Source organism: Paenibacillus sp. fava2, from assembly GCF_058313675.1.
In genome coordinates, this window is sequence record NZ_CM177755.1 from 4,481,691 (window position 1) to 4,499,374 (window position 17,684).

Sequence of the window (17,684 nt, forward strand, 5' to 3'; positions counted from 1 at the left end):
AGGAATTATCCTGTCAGCAGCTAAATCGAAGTCATGATGAAGTTCGTTACTTCAACCTGGGTCAGCTTGCCTTCAGTTAAGGTCTTGTTTATCAGATTTACCAGCTTGCTGCTCAGCTGATCCTTGCCGTTCGCCCCGTTAAGCTCCTCGGGCTTCGTATCGGCAAGCGTCTTGATCAACAGCGGCTTGATCTTGAGGTCTTTAATCTTCTCGAAATCTTCCTTGGCACTAACGCTATCCAGCTGGAATGCGAAATTTATTAAAACGATATAATCGGGGTCGGCAAGATTAGTTTTGATGTCCGTGATTTCTGAACTCAGCTCAACGATTTCATCTGCGCTCAGTTTTTTGGCTTCCACATTCTGGACAGCCGTGTTCACATCACTTGCATCGCTCGGAAAAATTCTATCCATCAGTAAAAAGGCGGCAACTACAATAAGTGTAATCGCCAGCAAAATCGTTATGAGCCACGGCAGCATTTTTTTCATGAAAGCTCCTCCATTGACTGGACTTTAATGGTGGCAGCATATGTGCCTATGTCCCTGTTATAATCCCGAATCTTTGTAATTACCTCTTCGGCCTTTTCAAGCACGATCAATCTTTTGCCTGTAACAAGCGTGATATACGTATCCGGACTTTCTTCTACCATCTCAACGAGCAGCGCGTTAAGCCACATAGGCGCCCCGTTCAATCTTGTTACCGAAATCATAACAGGCCTCCTAACAAAAAATAGGGGGAGGAGTTCTCCCCCACAGACAGTGCAATAACGGTAACGCCGCAGGGCGAAACGTTATTGTTACACAACAAGTTTATGATGCTGGTTTAAATAAATTAGCGTTTCAGGTTTACAACTTCCTGAAGAACTTCATCGGAAGTGGTGATGATCCGGGAATTCGCCTGGAAACCGCGCTGTGTTACAATCATTTCCGTAAACTCGCCGGTCAGATCGACATTGGACATCTCCAGCTGGCCTGATACGATCGAGCCCGTGCCCACCTCGGTATTGTTCGCAGTTGTCGGAGCAAGCTCACCTTCAGCATTGGCATTGAGCGTCATCCGGAACAGGTTTCCGCCTATTTTTTCCAGACCCTGCGGGTTACTGACCTTAGCTACTCCAATCACCAAATCCGAATTTGTCGTACCATCAGCTAATGTCTGCACAATTGTGCCGTCGCTGGAGATCGAGAATGCCGTAGCACCCTCATCCAAGACAATCGCGGCACCATCGGAATCTAGTACATGCAGACCATCAGAATTCACCAGGTTTCGGTTCGCATCAACCTTGAAATCTCCGGCTCGCGTCAGAAAAGGTGTTTCCTGATCTCCAGATAAACTTACCAGAAAAAAACCGTCCCCATCAATCCGCAGGTCCGTTGGATTGTTAGTGGTCATTGCACTCCCAGAGAGATGAAGCGTGTCCACAGAGGCAACACTGACACCAAGACCGATTTGCTTGGCATTCACTCCGCCCTGTCCGCCATCAACTGGTGCAGATGCGCCAGAGGTGGTCTGGCTCATAACATCCTTGAACATTACGCGCCCGGATTTGAAGCCGATTGTATTCACATTGGCAATGTTGTTACCGATAACATCAAGCTTTGTCTGGAATCCGCGCATACCTGAAACGCCTGAATACATAGATCTTAACATTGTTATTGTCCTCCTGGATTAAGAGTCAGCCTGACTCTTCGATTAGTAATGATACAAATTCATTCTGTGATGGCCGCGTCAGTCGGTCGGCGGCCATTCCGGCTCTCCGGTTAGGACCGGCCGGTCAGGATATAATCACTGCACTGTCAATTTGCGTAAAGACATTGTCTCTCATAGAACTGCCATCCATCGCTGTAACCACTGTTCGGTTCGGTACACTGACAATCAGTGCCATGTCCTTCATCAGGATCAAAGATTCCTTGCTGCCTTTGGCGGCTGCCTTCTCTACTGCATTCGATATTTGATCCAGCTGGCGGCTGCCAAGCTCAATTCCCCGCTGCTCAAGCCGTTTGGCGGCATGATTGCTGAACTTAAGCATATTCTTTTGCAATACGCTCTCAAAGCTGGCTTCAGTGCCGGCAGCATTTTTAACCGTTTGTGATCTCTGAAGCACCTGGGGGTGGACTGTACCGGGATACAGCTGGCCTATAGTCAGCCGTTCACTCATATGCTCGCCCCGCTCTCCTCACTGCTCCCTGATGACTCGGTGCTGCTGACAGTATCCACTTTTGGAGCTGCGTTCTTAATTTGGGTGACGTCCGTCAGAGCAATACGCTCACTGCCTACAACAGCATACTGTACCCCGCTGCTGACAACAATTGATTCAACATTACCTGTCTTCGGCAGTTCTGTCGAAGCATCAGTCCATGTAATCTCCTTGCCGATCAGGCCGGAGACAGAACCCAATGACTGATTCATTGCCGTAAGCTGGGTTGAAATATTCATTAGCTGTTCAACAGATGAGAACTGCGCCATTTGGGCTATAAATTCCTTGTCCTCCATCGGCTGCATAGGATCCTGATTTTGCAGCTGTGTGATCAGAATCTTCAGGAACTGGTCTTTACCAAGTGTGGAGTTTCCGGTTGTTTTGGCGGTTCCGGAAGTATTCGCCACATAATTCCACTGGTCACTGTTGGAGACCAGATTGGTTGATGCCATCTTTCTTCACCTCGCTCTTCATTAAACTATGCTTCGGCCGAGAACCTTCCATCCGGGTTACGGACGTCCTGTCCACTATTAGCGGCCCATTCCTTAAATTCACCGTTCAGCTCAGCTGCAAGCACTGCATCAGCAATATCCTCGCGGCGGTCTCTGGAGTGACCGTTTTGTTGCCCTCCTGAATTCGGCTGGCGTCCCTGCTGTCCATTGAATTGTGAGAAAAGCGGTGTATTATTCTGTGTCACCTCGAGCTTCTCCACTTGAATTCCCTGCGACTGGAGGGCTGCCCGCAGCTGGCTCATCTGCTGCTCCAGCATTTCCTTTGCGCCGGAATGTGTAGTTGCGAACTGGGCAATCAGATTGCCGTTCTGCATAGTGAGCTTAACATCGACCTGTCCCAGATTTTCGGGGAACAAGGTTATAACGGCCTCTGCAACTCCGCCCTTGCGGACGATTTCCAGCTTGCCGCTAATGAATGTATCCATCTGCTGAGCAAATTGGGTGACCGGTACCCGGGCTGTTTCAGCCTTTAGTGGTGCTGTAAGGCCTTCTCTGATTGACAATTGTCCGGCAGTCAATACATCATTGTTGTCTTCGGCTGCCCCCGCCTCAGTCAGGGGTTCCTCTGCTGTTGCAGATTGCTGGCTGCTTCCGCCTATAGCCGCTTTGGTCACCAGTGTGTCAGGTGTCTCTTCACCAGTCTTGGCGCTTACGGAAGGATCAACCAGTACCGGGACTGTTTTATCAGCAGACTGCGTTTTAGCCCCAATCTCCGAATGCTTGCCTTGTACAGGAGCCTCCACATTATTCAAGTTTTTGCCTTTGGTTTTATTGTCAGGAACAATCGCTTCATCCAGGATTGCCGAAAACTGCTTGAGAAGCTCGGCGCCTTGGGTGGCCAATGCTTCGTCTCCATTCACTGCTGCCTGCTGCAGCATAGTGACCAGGCTGTTAAGCTCATCCTGCACAACAAAACGGATAGTCTCAGCGTTCTGGGCAAGCGGCGACAATGCAGCCGTCACAGTGCCTTCAGCAGCTTTTTCTCCCTGTCCAGATGTACCAGTAACCGTAAGCATCTGGTCAAGCGCCGGCAATGCAGCCGTTACTGTGGCTTCACCGGATTCTCCTTTGCCTTGTGTGGCAGTTCCAGACAGCAACTGGGCAACCTGCGTCAGCCAGCCCTGGAGAGCCGCCAGCAGAGCAGGATCAGCGCTCAGACTCTCATCAAGCTTATCCATGTCCTCTGTAAGACTCTTCAACAATTCTATATGCTTGACTTCAACCGTACCGCTGGTCTCTTCATCACCGGACTGCACTGCAGCCAGCAGACCTTGAAGCAGTGAAGCCATTGTTCCGGTCTGAACAGTCGTTTCAGCATTGCCGGTTGCTCCGGTCATCGTCTGAATCAGGGTCTGAGCAAACGGCTGGGCTGTTGAAGCGCCCCCCGCGGAAGCTGTTGTTCCGGATGTAACGGCTGTTCCGCCTGCTCCGGCAGTCCCGTTAGCCTGCAGCATATTGCCGCCTGAAAATGATGGTATAACTAAACTCATCTTTGTTTTTCACCTCCTCTCAGGACTATTATTTACCGCCCATTAGACGGTTTAGAATTTTTGCAGTAAGTGCGCTGTCCTTTTTGGTCATCTCACCCAGGATCGAGGATCTAACAGAGTCACCCACTGTATTCAGCACCGTGATAACCTTGTCGGGACTGACACTGTACATTGAGCTCAGCAACGTTGCTGCTTCCGCAGCAGGCATTGAAGTGAACGTCTGGCTAAGCTTTTCCTGGTCCAGATTAGCGGTAGCTGCAGGCGTTGCAGCCGTACCTGCCTGGTCCTGTTTGAGTCTTGATTGAAGGGCTGCAATAGCCATATCGGTTGAATTTGTTGTTTCTTTTAGCTTAATTGATACTTCTGCAGCTTTTTGCGGATCCATTTTTTCCAGAATGGCCGTTTTGCTCGCTGTATTCATTGCACTAAGGATCTGCACCTGCTCCTCAGTAGTCAAATTTTCCATAATCGGTGCTGCCTTGGAAGCCTTCATCCCCGAATAAAGCTTGGCCAGTTCAGTTACTTTATCCTGGTAGGGATCCTCTTCCTCCGTGGCTGCCTCTGCGGCGGCGGCTTCTGCTGTCATGGTATCAATCTGCTTTTGCAATGCTTCGACCTGGGTAGTCTGTGCCGTCTTTTCTTCATTGATTTGCTTCAGCTGTGAATCCTTTTCGGCAAGCTGGGCCTTCAGCTCTTTGATCGTGGATTCCGAGCTTTCTGCCTGCTCCTCATTCGGGGAAGTCGCCTCTTCCTCTGCCGCTTCACTTCCGGGCTGGACAGCCGGATCAGGAATCCATTGATTCACTACGGGAATCTTGTTGGCCACTTCCAGCGCTTTGTTGCGGATATCCATATTAAAAAGAGTCAGCAGCACACCAAGCAGCACGAGGGTAAAAATAATAGGGATCATCAAAAATAAAAACCGCTCGAATTTGCTTGCTGACTCTTCGTTTTCTAGTTCCAAATCATTATTAGCCACTAGCGGAAACCTCCCGGGTTAGAGGGATTTCATCGCGAAGCGGACGGTAGCCATCTCATCCAGTTCGTTTTGTTCCCGTAGAATCATATTTTGCTGAAAAATCGTCTTCGCCTTGTCTCTGGCTTTCAGCCAGACCTTCTCATCCAGCACTTTCGTGCTAAGGTGGTCCTGCTTATGCTGAACCTCCTGATGAGCCCTGTTGATGTCCGTATGCTTACGGGCAATACAGGTGTCCAGATACTGCACATAATTCTGCATTTCAATAATTTTGGCCATAGGTGTTCTTTGCTCGGCTGCGCTCTGAAGCGACAGCAGCAGCGAACTGCGCTGAATCAGTAATTCATCAAGGCTTTTTTCCTGTGCCTGCAGTTCTCCAAGTGCAGTCGAGAGCATCCACTCCGCCTGTGTTTTCTCGTTGCCCTTCAAGTCCACAACTTTTTGAAAAGTATAATGGAACCTCATTGCCTATCAACTCCTTGAGAACTGTGAAATTAAAGATTGCTGAACTTCTGACAGAGTAACCTTCTCGTTCACTTTTTGTCTGGTGAATTCCCATATACTATCAATGTAGTGCATTGACTCGTCTATCTGCGCGTTAGAACCGCGCTGGTAGGCCCCGATATTGATCAGGTCTTCGGTATCCTTATATACAGCCATTAGCCGCTTCACATTCTCTGCTGCTGCAATCTGCTCCTCGGGAGCAATGTCCTTCATTACACGGCTGATGCTGGCCAGCACATCGATAGCCGGGAAATGGCCTTTATTTGCAATGTTTCTGTTAAGGACAATATGGCCGTCGAGAATTCCGCGCACAGCATCGGCAATCGGCTCATTCATATCATCACCATCAACGAGGACCGTGTAGAAAGCAGTTATAGAGCCCGTAGGACCTGTCCCCGCACGTTCCAGCAGCTTGGGAAGACTGGCAAAGACAGAAGGCGTGTAGCCTCTCATAGCGGGCGGTTCACCGACGGCAAGCCCCACCTCGCGCTGGGCCATTGCGTAGCGTGTTACCGAGTCCATCATCAGCATAACGTTAAGCCCGCGGTCACGGAAATATTCGGCAATGGTAGTGGCGATAAGCGCCCCCTTGATCCGGATCAGCGCCGGCTGGTCCGATGTGGCTACAATGACAACCGACCGCTGCAGGCCCTCAGGTCCCAAATCCCGCTCTATAAAGTCAAGCACTTCTCTTCCCCGTTCGCCGATCAGCGCAATCACGTTGACATCAGCCGAGGTATTACGGGCAATCATCCCCATAAGTGTACTCTTGCCGACCCCTGAACCGGCAAAGATGCCGACGCGCTGTCCTTTACCAATCGTAAGCAGGCCATCTATGGCTCTGACTCCAATGCTGATCGGCTCATGCACCCTTGGACGGGTTAACGGATTGGACGGAATATTGAAGGTCGAGCTATGCGGCATCCGTGCCGGAATCAGCGAGCCGTCCAGCGGCTGTCCAAGCCCGTCAAGCACTTTGCCCAGCAGCTCCGAACCCACCTGCACGCTTAGCGGTTTGCCTGTACCAACCACGTCACAGCCTGGACCAATAGCCTGCAATTCACCAAGCGGCATCAGCAGCACCTTGTTGTCTCTGAATCCCACTACCTCAGCCTGCAGGGGTTTGTTGCCTTTCGCAGGATAGATGTAGCATACATCCCCGATGCTGGCATCCGGCCCTTCAGACTCTACCATCAGCCCAATAACCTGGGTAACTTTTCCGTTAATTCTTACCGGATCGAAGTTCCTTAGATATTCTTTATAACGTCCACTGTCAAGCATCGGCTTCCCCATTTCTTTGCTCGTCGGAGTCCAGCGCGATTCTTACCAGCGATTTTTTAATTTCGGCAAGCTGCGTATCAATCCGGGCATCGATGCTGCCGAAGGAGGACCGGATAACGCATCCCATATCCTTCACAGTCGAATCCGGCAAAATCTGAAGCTCAGCCTGAGAATCTACAGCAAGTGCGAGCTCTTCCCTAGCAGCATTGACAAAGGCAAACTGTGAAGGTGAGACACACAGGGAGATAAGACCCTGCTCACGTTTGCGCGCCAGATTTTTGCGGATCAGATCCATGGCAAACTGCGGTTCAACGGTAAGCTGCTTGTCCACAATTTTCTCGGCGATGGAGCAGCTCAGCTCTACCAGGAAAGGCTCGGCTTCCTGAATAATCACGTCACGCGCCCTGTAGGCTTCCTGTAATACCGCACGTGCCTCTTCCATCATTTCAGCCATACGTTTAGCCATTTCATGCCCGGCCTGTGTGAGACCCTCCTGATATCCTTGCTCAAAAGCTTCTGATTTAACTGCCTCTATAAGATGCTCGTCCTGTTCCCGGCGCTGCCGCCACCATTCTTCTGCTTCCGTCCGTGCCGATTCCACAATATTTTCAGCTTCCAGAGATGCACTGCGCACCTGTTCTTCAGCAAATTGCTGAGCATCCTTCAGCATCTGCCTACGGCTCTGCTCTGCTTCTTCTCGAGCCGGGTCATGATAATGCACCTCACCTGCCGTTTCCTCCGAAACGGATTCCTCGGCAATTCCGGCATTCTGTCTGGCCTGTTCCAGCCGCTTTAGCACATCTACCGGAACATATTGGGAGTGTTTAATCAGCTTAGACAATTATGTCATCTCCTCCGCCACGGGCGATGATAATTTCACCAGATTCTTCAAGTCTGCGGATCGTTCCTACAATACGGGTCTGAGCTTCCTCGACATCACGCAGCCGCACAGGTCCCATGTACTCCATTTCCTCGCGGAAGGTTTCGGCCATCCGTTTGGACATATTGCGGAAAATAACATCCCGCACCTCTTCGCTTGCAACCTTGAGTGCCAGCTGAAGGTCGGCATTTTCGATATCCTTGATGATGCGCTGGATTGAACGGTTGTCCACATTGACAATATCCTCGAACACGAACATCCGCTTTTTAATCTCTTCAGCCAGCTCCGGATCCTGGATTTCAAGCGAATCGAGAATGGTACGTTCAGTTCCGCGGTCAACCCCGTTCAGAATCTGGACGATAGACTCGATACCGCCGGCATTTGTATAATCCTGGGTCACGGTAGCCGAAAGCTTCTGTTCCAGCACCCGTTCAATCTGAGTAACAACCTCAGGCGAGGTGCTGTCCATTATCGCAATTCTTCTTGCTACCTCAGCCTGCTTCTCTTGCGGAAGGGAGGACAGAATGCTGGCAGCCTGTTCAAACTGCAGATAGGACAGAACCAGGGCGATTGTCTGGACATTCTCATTCTGAATGAAATTCAGAATCTGGTTAGGGTCAGCCTTGCGGGCAAAATCGAAAGGTCTGACCTGCAGCGTTGCTGTCAAACGGTTGATGACTTCAAGTGCCTTGGTTGAGCCCAGTGCTTTCTCCAGAATTTCTTTGGCGTAGTTAATACCGCCTTGTGAAATATATTCCTGTGCGAGACAGATCTGATGAAACTCGGACATGATCGACTCTTTTTCCACACTGTCCACCTTGCGGACATTGGCTATCTCCAGAGTGAGCTGTTCAATTTCTTCGTCTCGTAGATGTTTGAATATTTGCGCCGATACCTCGGGCCCTAGTGTGATAAGCAGGATTGCAGCCTTTTGGCGGCCGCTGAGACCCTGCTGGCTAGCTTTTGCCATTAGTTCACCTCTGTTCGTCTGCAAGCCATGTACGCAGCAGGTTTACGAATTCATCCGGCTTCTTCTTAGCGAGGCTTTCCAGTTGCTTGCGAACCTGACTTTCGTTAGTCACGCTCTCCAAGTTAATGGACGGGAATTCGGTAGGAACCTGCAGCGGAATGTCTTCTTCCACTTCTTCCTCTTGCTTGTTCTTGCGGCTCCGGTAAATCAGGAACCCGCCGCCTGCACCAACAAGCAGCGCTGCTGCTGCAATTGCCCAGATCATCCACGTTGCCAGCCCGCCAGTCGCAGTTTCAGCGGTGGTGCCACCGAACTGTTGCGAGTACACCGAAACTTTTTTGGTCAAATCAGCGTCTGTATAAGTGACTCCTGAATCCGCCAGTGAAGCCCGCACAATGTTGACCAGAATATTCTGGATTGCACCTGAAGTCGCCTCATCCAAAGTTGTTTGACCGGCAGGTGGTTCAACTGCGACATTAATGGTTAAATCTTTAACAGTATATGGGCTTGCGATGATATCCCTTGTAATCCGGTTAACCTCATAGTTTCTTGTCTCCGAAGATTCTTCAGAAGTAGAGGTGCCTGTGTCCGTCCCCGAAGGATAACCCGAGACATCTTGCGATCCTGTACCGGCAACTCCCCCGGTCGTGTTACCCTGACCCGAATAGGTATTACTGATAATCTGTGAGCTTATCTCAATCCCTCGCATATTCTCCGTATCCACAGGTGTAACGAGGTCTTCCTTCCTGCTTTCCTTATCAAAATTCAACTTAGAAAAGACCAGAACATCTACTTTATCAGGACCTGTTAGTGTACTGAGAAACTGCTTGACATTCTTTTTGACTTCCTCTTCAAATTTTTTCTGAAGGGTAAAGTTTTCTTCAACCTGGTTAGATACACCCGCTTGGCCGCCTTTGGCTGTCGGCATCAATTCGATTTCATTATTAGCGATCGTAATGTTGTCAACCGGCAAATTGGGTACGGCTGTCTTCACAAGGTTAAAGTATCCGTCAATATTATCTTGTGACGGCCTGAATCCCGGATCGAATGTAAGCACGATAGATGCATAAGCCTGCTCCTGACCCTCCTGTGCGACGAAAACAGTCTCTTTGGGGAGTGTAATCAGTACTTTGACATCCTTGATCCCCTGCATCCGCCTCATCAGCTGCTCAACTTCCCCATTCAGCGCATTGTTGTACTTAACATTAAACTCGCTGTCTGTCGTTCCGATCATGGATGAAGACTCATCAAAGACTTTGTATCCGATCGAGCCCTCCTGCACAATCCCCTGAGAACCGATATCCACCTTAATGCGGTTTGCCTGGGTGCTTGGCACTGAAATACTTCTGCCATCCGGACTCAGCCGGTAAGGAATCCCTGCGGAATCCAGGTAGGTCATGACTCCTGCAGAGTCCGTATTATCCAAATCCCGAAAAGCCACTTCGTATTCCGTTTTCGATAGCTGCATTGTCAAAACTACGACTATGATGATGATGATAAAAAGAGTAGAGAAAAATAGTATTTTTTGTTTACCGCTGAATCTGTTCCAATACTGGACTGCCTTCTCCCTGTATTGGGCCAATCTTTCATTCACAGTGTCACCCCATCCGAAACTAAGCTAGATTATTTAGATCTGAGTTCTCATAATTTCCTGATAGGCTTCAATCACTTTGTTCCGGACTTGTGTAGTCAGCTGCAAACTCAGCAATGCCTGTTGTGAAGAAATCATCGCCTCATCGATATTGACTTCCCCCAAAACGAATTTGTTGCTCATATCCTTGGCCTGCTGCTCCTGGGCAGCCACCTGATTCAATGCATCCTCCAGATAAGAGCCAAAGCTCTGACCGGAACCGGTCACTGTTCCCGCCTGTGCAGTTACGGACTTCATGGCAAGCGGCTGAACGGCTTGTGTTCCAATCATAAAATTCTGTATCAATGATTACCCTCCTAAATGTCAGTTAAGCTTATTTTCCGATTTCGAGCGCCTTGCTTACCATTGCCTTGGATGCATTCAGCATCGTCACGTTAGCTTCATAAGAACGGGAAGCAGACAGCATATCCACCATCTCTTTGGTCAGGTCGACGTTAGGCATGTACACATAGCCCTCAGTGTCTGCATCCGGATGGGACGGATTGTAGACCGGCTTCAAAGGTGAGGAATCCTCGATGATTGACTGCACCTTGACGCCCTCAGTCCCGTTACCGCTATTCATTTTTGAATTTAAAATATTCGAAAAGCTGTTATTTTGCTCTGTTCCGAGAACGACAAGCTTACGCTTGTAGGGTACAGCCTTACCGTCTACTACGGAAGCCCTGGTTGTCTCGGCATTAGCAATATTGGAGGAAATGACATCCATTCTGAGCCGCTGGGCGGTTAAGGCTGAAGCGCTGATTCCAAAACTGCTACCAAAGTTCACTATATATTACCCTCCCTGCACAACTGTACGCATCATAGTAATCTGGCTGTTCAGCTGCTCGATATACGAATTATATCTGAGCTGATTCTCAGCACTGAGCGCCATCTCCCGGTCCATATCCACATTATTGTCGTTATTATTCATCGAAGTAGATGCATCCTTACTAACGACTGCAGATGGTACACCGGAAACATAACCGAATTGGAAGTGGCGGGAATCCGTTACCTTCGCACCCAGCGTCGGTTTCGCTCCGTTTTCCTGCGCGGCAAGTACACTTTCAAAAGAAACATCAGAGCGTTTAAATCCCGGCGTATCCGCATTGGCTATGTTATTAGCTAGGACACTTTGTCGTTTCGTGGCAGCCTCAAGACCGCCCTGCAATCTCTGAAAACTGACACTGTTCAGCAAACCCATGGAAATCCCCCTTCCAAAGCTATCATAATGAAAAGAATTCCACAACATCTTAAGGATTCCTGCTTGTTTCGACAAAAAAAGCTATTTTTCTTGCCGTTCTTTTAAGCAAGTAGTCGAAAGGTGTCGATGGATGATTCTATTGGCAATCTCACATACTTTGATTCTCGTAGAATTTGTATATTATTACAATAAGAAATAAGCCCTATCTTTTCAGAAAAGAGAGGGCTTAAAGCATGGTTTTTCAATTATTTAACATTTATTCACCATAATATTCTATTATTTGGCATTATATTGCACGAATTGACCGTTTTTCCGGGCTTTCATGCAAGCCACTAATTCTATATGCCTAAATTTTAAGCTTTTTCTAATTGTCGCCTGTTTTACAGGATGTATTGACTTAAATCGCGGTCTTGCGCGATTCCTGACAATTTTTCGCGAACATACTCCGGTGTAATGACCATAGTCTCAAGCGTCAGCTCAGGCGCTTCAAAAGAAAGGTCTTCCAGCAGCTTCTCCAGAATGGTGTGCAGACGCCGGGCTCCGATATTCTCCATGTTCTGATTGACAGAAGCAGCAATTCTGGCGATCTCCTGAATGGCCTCGTCCTTGAACTGAATCTCGATATTCTCTGTTTTGAGCAGATTTACGTATTGCTTGGTCAGCGCATTCTGTGGCTCGGTCAGAATGGACACAAAATCCTCCAGGGTTAGGCTACTCAGCTCTACCCGGATCGGGAAGCGCCCCTGAAGCTCGGGAATCAGATCTGAAGGCTTGGCGATATGAAACGCTCCGGCTGCGATAAACAGCACGTAGTCGGTCTTCACAGGGCCGTATTTGGTCATTACCGTAGAGCCCTCGACAATAGGCAGAATATCGCGCTGCACGCCTTCCCTGGAAACATCAGGCCCGGAGCCTTTCCCCTGGCTGGCCACCTTGTCAATCTCATCAATAAAAATTATGCCGGATTGCTCCGCACGGGCCACCGATTCCTGGATGACATCGTCCATATCAATCAGCTTGGCCGCCTCGTCCTGAATCAGTACCTTGCGAGCCTCCTTAATAGGCAGCTTGCGTTTTTTGGTGCGTTTGGGCAGAAGGCTTCCGAACATCTCCTGCATATTCATCCCCATCTGATCATTGCCCTGGCCGGCAAACATATCGAGCATCGTCGGAGCCGTATCCTCCACGTCAATTTCGATGATGTCTTCTTCGAGCTGTCCTGCCAGCAGTTTGAACTTGATTCCGCGGCGTCGTTCACTCAGACTGCCGTCCTCAGGCTCTTCCTTGCTGTCTTCGGCACTACCGCTGTTCCCGCCGAAGATCATCTCAAACGGGTTACGCTGGGATTTATTCTTGGATGAGGACGGTGCGAGAATTGCGACGATCCGCTCATTGGCAAGCTCCTCTGCCCGGTCCTTCACCTTTTCCGTCCGCTCCAGCTTAACCATGCGGATAGAGGTCTCCACAAGATCCCGGACCATCGATTCAACATCACGGCCCACATAACCTACTTCAGTGAACTTTGTAGCTTCAACTTTAATAAAGGGGGCATTGACCAGCTTGGCAAGCCGGCGGGCAATTTCGGTTTTTCCGACGCCGGTAGGACCGATCATCAGTATATTCTTGGGTACAATCTCATCACGCAGCTCTTCGCTAAGTTTGCTGCGGCGGTAACGGTTGCGAAGGGCAACTGCCACCGACTTTTTGGCCTGTTTCTGGCCGACGATATATTTATCAAGTTCAGCGACGATCTGGCGGGGTGTGAGCGATTGATTCACCATTACGACTTCCTCCCTCTTTCTGTGGCACCGTGCCTACAATTGTTCAACGATAATATTTGAATTGGTATACACGCAAATTTCGGATGCAATCTGCAGTGCCTCCCTGGCAATCTCTGCCGCACTCAGATTCGCCGCATGACGTTTCAGTGCCCGGCCCGAGGCTAACGCAAAATTGCCGCCGGAGCCGATAGCAAGCACATCGTCATCAGGTTCAATGATCTCCCCGTTGCCGGAGATAAGCAGCATGCCCTCCTTATCCATCACGATCATCAGCGCCTCCAACTTGCGCAGAATGCGGTCCTGACGCCAATCCTTAGCCAGCTCGACAGCTGAACGCTGCAAGTTGCCGTGATGCTCTTCAAGTTTGCCTTCAAACTTTTCAAACAGGGTGATTGCATCGGCTACTGAACCCGCAAAGCCGGCGATGACTTGTCCTCTGTACAGCCGGCGTACTTTCTTGGCGGTAGTCTTCATAATGACGCTCTCGCCAAAGGTAACCTGTCCGTCGCCTGCGATTGCAGCATGACCGTTATGTCTTACGGCGCAAATAGTAGTTGCATGAAAGCTGGGTAACATAGTTTGGCAACCTCCTAGAATAAACTTACCGCTAAAATAAATGAACTTAAGAATGAAGATCATAGCATTCCTAAGTTCATCCTCTATAAATCATAAGCTTATGCTGTGCAAACTTCAAATTATGACTGCTCTGACTCCGCAGTCTCAGGTTCTTTATAGGTAAGGCCTGTCCGGCTCGCAAATGCTGCCAGGCTGTCCAGCGCACGGTGAGCAAGCAACTCATTCTTTTCTTTTTTGTTGCGGATTTTCTTTTCCAGTTTAGGCAGCAGCCCAAAGTTGGCGTTCATTGGCTGGAAATGCTCCGGATCAGCGGAAGTAATGTAGGCCGGCATACTGCCCAGTACGCTGTCTCCGGGGAATACCAGCCCTTCCTCACCAAGCGCCGCTCTGGCTGCGTTGATTCCGGCAATCATACCGGATGCGGCAGACTCGACATAACCTTCAACGCCTGTCATCTGGCCGGCAAAGAACAGTCTTTCATGTCCCTTCATCTGGTAAGTCGGATGCAGCAGCTTAGGCGAATTGATAAACGTATTGCGGTGCATTACGCCATAACGGACATATTCGGCATTCTCCAGGCCTGGAATCATGGAGAATACGCGCTTTTGCTCGCCCCATTTCAAATGTGTCTGGAAGCCCACCAGATTGTAGAGCGTACCGGCAGCATTGTCCTGACGCAGCTGAACAACCGCGTAAGGAAGCTTCCCGGTGTGGGGATTCAAAAGTCCCACCGGCTTCATTGGTCCGAATAGCGCTGTCTGCTTACCGCGCTTCATCATAATTTCAATCGGCATACAGCCTTCGAAATAGATTTCTTTCTCAAATTCCTTGAGCGCTGCAGTCTCGGCAGTAATCAGGGCATCATAGAAACGGTCAAATTCTTCCTCATTCATCGGACAGTTCAAATAGGCCGCTTCACCCTTGTCATACCGGGACGCCAGATAGACCTTACTCATATCAATGCTGTCCTTCTCGACAATCGGTGCTGCCGCATCGTAGAAGTAGAAATATTCTTCACCAAGGAGTGCCTTGATCTCGGCAGACAATGCCGGGGAGGTTAGCGGGCCGGTGGCAATAACGACAATGCCTTCCTCCGGAATCCGGGTCAGCTCTTCATTAACAACTTCTACAAGCGGATGATCGTGCAGGGTGCGGGTGATCTCTCCCGAGAATCCGTCGCGGTCCACCGCCAGTGCACCGCCGGCAGGCACTGCATGACGGTCAGCGGCTCCAAGCACAAGCGAGTTCAGACGGCGCATTTCTTCCTTCAGTACTCCTACTGCATTACCCAGTCCGTTCGCCCGCAGTGAATTGCTGCACACCAGCTCGGCAAACTGGTCGGTATGGTGGGCCGGCGTTTTAACCGCCGGTCTCATTTCATATAATTTAACGGGAACCCCGCTTGAAGCAATCTGCCAGGCAGCTTCACTGCCGGCGAGCCCCGCGCCAATTACTGTTACTTTTGCTGTGTCTTTCAAATTCATTTCCTCCTGCTAAAAATCTATTATTCTGCTAATTCTTCGCTCTCAATCACAGCTTCTGTATGATCACAGGAGGTGCATTGAAGCTTGGTGCCTTGTTTATTGCGCTTTTCTATCATCCATGAGCCGCAAGCAGGACATGGTTTAAGCGACGGGCGGTCCCAGGATACAAAGTCACAGCCCGGATACTGGTCACAGCCGTAGAACACACGTCCCTTCTTGCTGCGGCGCTCCACAACCTTGCCTTCGTTGCATTTAGGACAGGTGACCCCGATATCCTTCACAATAGGCTTTGTATTCCGGCAGTCCGGAAATCCGGAGCAAGCCAAAAATTTACCGAACCGGCCGAGCTTATAAACCATCGGCTTGCCGCATTTCTCGCAGAGCTCATCCGAAACTTCATCTTCAATCTCAATCTCTTTCATTTCTTCTTCAGCAAATTCAAGGCGCTTCTCGAAGGATTCGTAAAATCCGGCCAGTACTTTGACCCAGTCCTCCGCACCTTCCTCCACATGGTCAAGATCACCCTCCATGTGGGCTGTAAATTCTACATCGAGAATTTCCGGGAAGAACTGTTCCATCTGCTCTATGATCAGTTCGCCAAGCTCTGTCGGCATAAACTTTTTCTCTTCAATGGCTACGTAGCCGCGCTTCTGAATAGTCTCCAGCGTAGGGGCATACGTACTCGGGCGGCCTATGCCCAGCTCTTCCAGCGTTTTGACCAGACGTGCTTCCGTGTAACGCGGCGGCGGCTGGGTAAAGTGCTGCTTGGGCTCAATTCCCTGCTTGTCGAGCTCGTCGCCCGCCTTGAGCGGCGGCAGGAATTTCTCCTCGTCAGTCGTTCCGTCGTCATTGCCTTCCACATAGACCTTCATAAACCCGGGGAAGGACACTTTGGAGCCTACAGCCCGGAAAACCGCTGTTCCTGCAGAAATATCCACAGAGAGGGTATCAAGAAGAGCAGAGGACATCTGGCTGGACAGGAATCGCTCCCAGATCAGCTTATACAGGCGGAATTGATCGCGGCTCATGAACTCCTTGACGGACTCGGGCTCACGCATTGCCGAGGTTGGACGGATCGCTTCATGCGCATCCTGGGCACCCGCAGCTTTTTTGGAATACTGGCGCGGAGCTTCCGGAACAAATTTCTCACCGTACTTGGCCAGAATCAATTCCTTTGCCTCATCCTGGGCCGTTGTGGAGATCCGAGTGGAGTCGGTACGCATGTAAGTAATCAGACCGACCGTACCTTCCTTGCCGAGCTCTACTCCTTCATACAGCTGCTGGGCCACTGACATGGTTTTGGCTGCGCGGAAACCAAGCTTGCGCGCAGCCTCCTGCTGCAGAGAACTTGTTGTAAACGGCGCGGAAGGATGGCGCTGTCTTTCCTTTTCCTTAACTTCGGCTACCCGGAAATCAGCATTCTTAATCGCTTCCAGAACCTCCTGGACGTCGCTTTCCTTGCCAAGCTCTTTTTTCTCACCGTTCAGCTTATGAAACTTTGCCTCAAAGTCAGTACCCTTGATGCCCAGCTTCGCAGTGATACTCCAGTATTCTGTCGGTACAAATGCCGAAATTTCATTCTCACGGTCCATGATAATCTTAACAGCTACCGATTGCACACGGCCGGCAGACAGGCCTTTTTTGACTTTCTTCCATAATAGAGGGCTGATCTTGTAGCCAACAAGCCGGTCAAGAATTCGACGGGCCTGCTGGGCGTTAACCAGGTCCATATTAATTTTGCGCGGTGTTTTGAAGGCATCCTTGACCGCCTGCTTCGTAATCTCGTTAAAAACAACCCGGCATTCCTCGGTATTATCCAGATCCAGCGCGTGCGCCAGATGCCAGGCAATGGCCTCTCCTTCACGGTCCGGGTCAGCCGCCAGATATACTTTTTTCACTTTTTTGCTGGCGTCCTTAAGCTCCTTCAGAATAGAGCCCTTGCCGCGGATGGTGATGTACTTGGGACTGAAATCATTCTCTACCTCGACGCCAATCTGACTCTTAGGCAAATCTCTGATATGTCCCATAGATGCCTTTACTATATATTTACTGCCTAAATATTTGCCGATTGTCTTCGCTTTGGCCGGCGATTCGACAATGACCAGTGTATCCGCCATAGGTTAATCCTCCTAAAAGTGATGTGAGCCTGGCCCTCATTCCGGCAAAAGGGATGGAGGGAATACGCTCAACTCTGTTCCTTCT

At 49.8% G+C, this 17,684-nt stretch carries 19 protein-coding genes; all 19 read right to left on the reverse strand.

Annotation, left to right across the window (positions count from 1 at the left end; translation table 11 throughout):
• Positions 1-20 precede the first annotated feature (20 nt).
• Complete coding sequence (locus AC4G46_RS19490) at positions 21-488, reverse strand: flagellar basal body-associated FliL family protein (RefSeq protein WP_491124166.1); 468 nt, start codon at positions 486-488, stop codon at positions 21-23.
• On the reverse strand, positions 485-709 hold the full coding sequence (locus tag AC4G46_RS19495) for a flagellar FlbD family protein (RefSeq protein ID WP_039874275.1): 225 nt from the start codon (positions 707-709) through the stop codon (positions 485-487). Before AC4G46_RS19495 ends, AC4G46_RS19490 begins: the two co-directional genes overlap by 4 nt.
• 122 nt (positions 710-831) lie before the next feature.
• The gene (gene flgG, locus AC4G46_RS19500) at positions 832-1,650 is read right to left on the reverse strand and encodes a flagellar basal body rod protein FlgG (RefSeq protein WP_491124167.1); all 819 of its coding nucleotides are present in this window, start codon (positions 1,648-1,650) and stop codon (positions 832-834) included.
• A 124-nt stretch (positions 1,651-1,774) separates the two neighbouring features.
• On the reverse strand, positions 1,775-2,158 hold the full coding sequence (locus AC4G46_RS19505) for a TIGR02530 family flagellar biosynthesis protein (RefSeq protein ID WP_491124168.1): 384 nt from the start codon (positions 2,156-2,158) through the stop codon (positions 1,775-1,777).
• A complete protein-coding gene (gene flgD / locus AC4G46_RS19510; protein WP_491124169.1) occupies positions 2,155-2,649 on the reverse strand; it encodes a flagellar hook assembly protein FlgD in 495 nt (164 codons plus the stop codon). Before flgD ends, AC4G46_RS19505 begins: the two co-directional genes overlap by 4 nt.
• 26 nt (positions 2,650-2,675) lie before the next feature.
• Complete coding sequence (locus AC4G46_RS19515) at positions 2,676-4,199, reverse strand: flagellar hook-length control protein FliK (RefSeq protein ID WP_491124170.1); 1,524 nt, start codon at positions 4,197-4,199, stop codon at positions 2,676-2,678.
• A 28-nt stretch (positions 4,200-4,227) separates the two neighbouring features.
• Positions 4,228-5,178 (reverse strand): MotE family protein, encoded by a 951-nt coding sequence (locus tag AC4G46_RS19520; RefSeq protein ID WP_491124171.1) that lies wholly within the window; start codon positions 5,176-5,178, stop codon positions 4,228-4,230.
• Between the two features lie 18 nt (positions 5,179-5,196).
• On the reverse strand, positions 5,197-5,640 hold the full coding sequence (gene fliJ, locus AC4G46_RS19525) for a flagellar export protein FliJ (protein ID WP_491124172.1): 444 nt from the start codon (positions 5,638-5,640) through the stop codon (positions 5,197-5,199).
• A 6-nt stretch (positions 5,641-5,646) separates the two neighbouring features.
• Positions 5,647-6,960, reverse strand: a complete 1,314-nt coding sequence (gene fliI, locus AC4G46_RS19530; protein WP_491124173.1) for a flagellar protein export ATPase FliI — start codon at positions 6,958-6,960, stop codon at positions 5,647-5,649.
• The gene (locus tag AC4G46_RS19535; RefSeq protein WP_491124174.1) at positions 6,953-7,801 is read right to left on the reverse strand and encodes a FliH/SctL family protein; all 849 of its coding nucleotides are present in this window, start codon (positions 7,799-7,801) and stop codon (positions 6,953-6,955) included. The genes fliI and AC4G46_RS19535 overlap by 8 nt, the downstream gene beginning before the upstream one ends.
• Positions 7,794-8,810, reverse strand: a complete 1,017-nt coding sequence (fliG, locus tag AC4G46_RS19540) for a flagellar motor switch protein FliG (protein WP_068724022.1) — start codon at positions 8,808-8,810, stop codon at positions 7,794-7,796. Before fliG ends, AC4G46_RS19535 begins: the two co-directional genes overlap by 8 nt.
• Before the next feature lie 4 nt (positions 8,811-8,814).
• On the reverse strand, positions 8,815-10,404 hold the full coding sequence (fliF, locus tag AC4G46_RS19545; protein ID WP_491124175.1) for a flagellar basal-body MS-ring/collar protein FliF: 1,590 nt from the start codon (positions 10,402-10,404) through the stop codon (positions 8,815-8,817).
• A 33-nt stretch (positions 10,405-10,437) separates the two neighbouring features.
• The gene (gene fliE, locus AC4G46_RS19550) at positions 10,438-10,746 is read right to left on the reverse strand and encodes a flagellar hook-basal body complex protein FliE (protein WP_491124176.1); all 309 of its coding nucleotides are present in this window, start codon (positions 10,744-10,746) and stop codon (positions 10,438-10,440) included.
• Between the two features lie 28 nt (positions 10,747-10,774).
• A complete protein-coding gene (gene flgC / locus AC4G46_RS19555) occupies positions 10,775-11,227 on the reverse strand; it encodes a flagellar basal body rod protein FlgC (protein ID WP_491124177.1) in 453 nt (150 codons plus the stop codon).
• 6 nt (positions 11,228-11,233) lie between these two features.
• Complete coding sequence (gene flgB, locus AC4G46_RS19560) at positions 11,234-11,641, reverse strand: flagellar basal body rod protein FlgB (protein ID WP_491124178.1); 408 nt, start codon at positions 11,639-11,641, stop codon at positions 11,234-11,236.
• 380 nt (positions 11,642-12,021) lie between these two features.
• On the reverse strand, positions 12,022-13,422 hold the full coding sequence (gene hslU / locus AC4G46_RS19565) for an ATP-dependent protease ATPase subunit HslU (RefSeq protein WP_491124179.1): 1,401 nt from the start codon (positions 13,420-13,422) through the stop codon (positions 12,022-12,024).
• A 33-nt stretch (positions 13,423-13,455) separates the two neighbouring features.
• Positions 13,456-13,998: an ATP-dependent protease subunit HslV gene (gene hslV, locus AC4G46_RS19570; protein WP_221797844.1), complete on the reverse strand. Its 543-nt coding sequence runs from the start codon at positions 13,996-13,998 to the stop codon at positions 13,456-13,458.
• Positions 13,999-14,117: 119 nt separating this feature from the next.
• Positions 14,118-15,476: an FADH(2)-oxidizing methylenetetrahydrofolate--tRNA-(uracil(54)-C(5))-methyltransferase TrmFO gene (gene trmFO / locus AC4G46_RS19575; RefSeq protein ID WP_491124180.1), complete on the reverse strand. Its 1,359-nt coding sequence runs from the start codon at positions 15,474-15,476 to the stop codon at positions 14,118-14,120.
• Between the two features lie 26 nt (positions 15,477-15,502).
• Positions 15,503-17,599 carry a type I DNA topoisomerase gene (gene topA, locus AC4G46_RS19580; protein WP_491124181.1) on the reverse strand — a complete coding sequence of 699 codons (2,097 nt, stop codon included), beginning with the start codon at positions 17,597-17,599 and terminating at the stop codon, positions 15,503-15,505.
• Between the last annotated feature and the right edge of the window lie 85 nt (positions 17,600-17,684).

Bases quoted from the DNA above. Each gene is read 5' to 3' on its own strand.
- AC4G46_RS19490 (WP_491124166.1), bottom strand. From the start codon at position 488: ATGAAAAAAATGCTGCCGTGGCTCATAACGATTTTGCTGGCGATTACA.
- fliI (WP_491124173.1), bottom strand. From the start codon at position 6,960: ATGCTTGACAGTGGACGTTATAAAGAATATCTAAGGAACTTCGATCCG.
- AC4G46_RS19515 (WP_491124170.1), bottom strand. From the start codon at position 4,199: ATGAGTTTAGTTATACCATCATTTTCAGGCGGCAATATGCTGCAGGCT.
- hslV (WP_221797844.1), bottom strand. From the start codon at position 13,998: ATGTTACCCAGCTTTCATGCAACTACTATTTGCGCCGTAAGACATAAC.
- fliJ (WP_491124172.1), bottom strand. From the start codon at position 5,640: ATGAGGTTCCATTATACTTTTCAAAAAGTTGTGGACTTGAAGGGCAAC.
- AC4G46_RS19495 (WP_039874275.1), bottom strand. From the start codon at position 709: ATGATTTCGGTAACAAGATTGAACGGGGCGCCTATGTGGCTTAACGCG.
- fliG (WP_068724022.1), bottom strand. From the start codon at position 8,810: ATGGCAAAAGCTAGCCAGCAGGGTCTCAGCGGCCGCCAAAAGGCTGCA.
- AC4G46_RS19505 (WP_491124168.1), bottom strand. From the start codon at position 2,158: ATGAGTGAACGGCTGACTATAGGCCAGCTGTATCCCGGTACAGTCCAC.
- flgG (WP_491124167.1), bottom strand. From the start codon at position 1,650: ATGTTAAGATCTATGTATTCAGGCGTTTCAGGTATGCGCGGATTCCAG.
- topA (WP_491124181.1), bottom strand. From the start codon at position 17,599: ATGGCGGATACACTGGTCATTGTCGAATCGCCGGCCAAAGCGAAGACA.
- flgB (WP_491124178.1), bottom strand. From the start codon at position 11,641: ATGGGTTTGCTGAACAGTGTCAGTTTTCAGAGATTGCAGGGCGGTCTT.
- hslU (WP_491124179.1), bottom strand. From the start codon at position 13,422: ATGGTGAATCAATCGCTCACACCCCGCCAGATCGTCGCTGAACTTGAT.
- flgD (WP_491124169.1), bottom strand. From the start codon at position 2,649: ATGGCATCAACCAATCTGGTCTCCAACAGTGACCAGTGGAATTATGTG.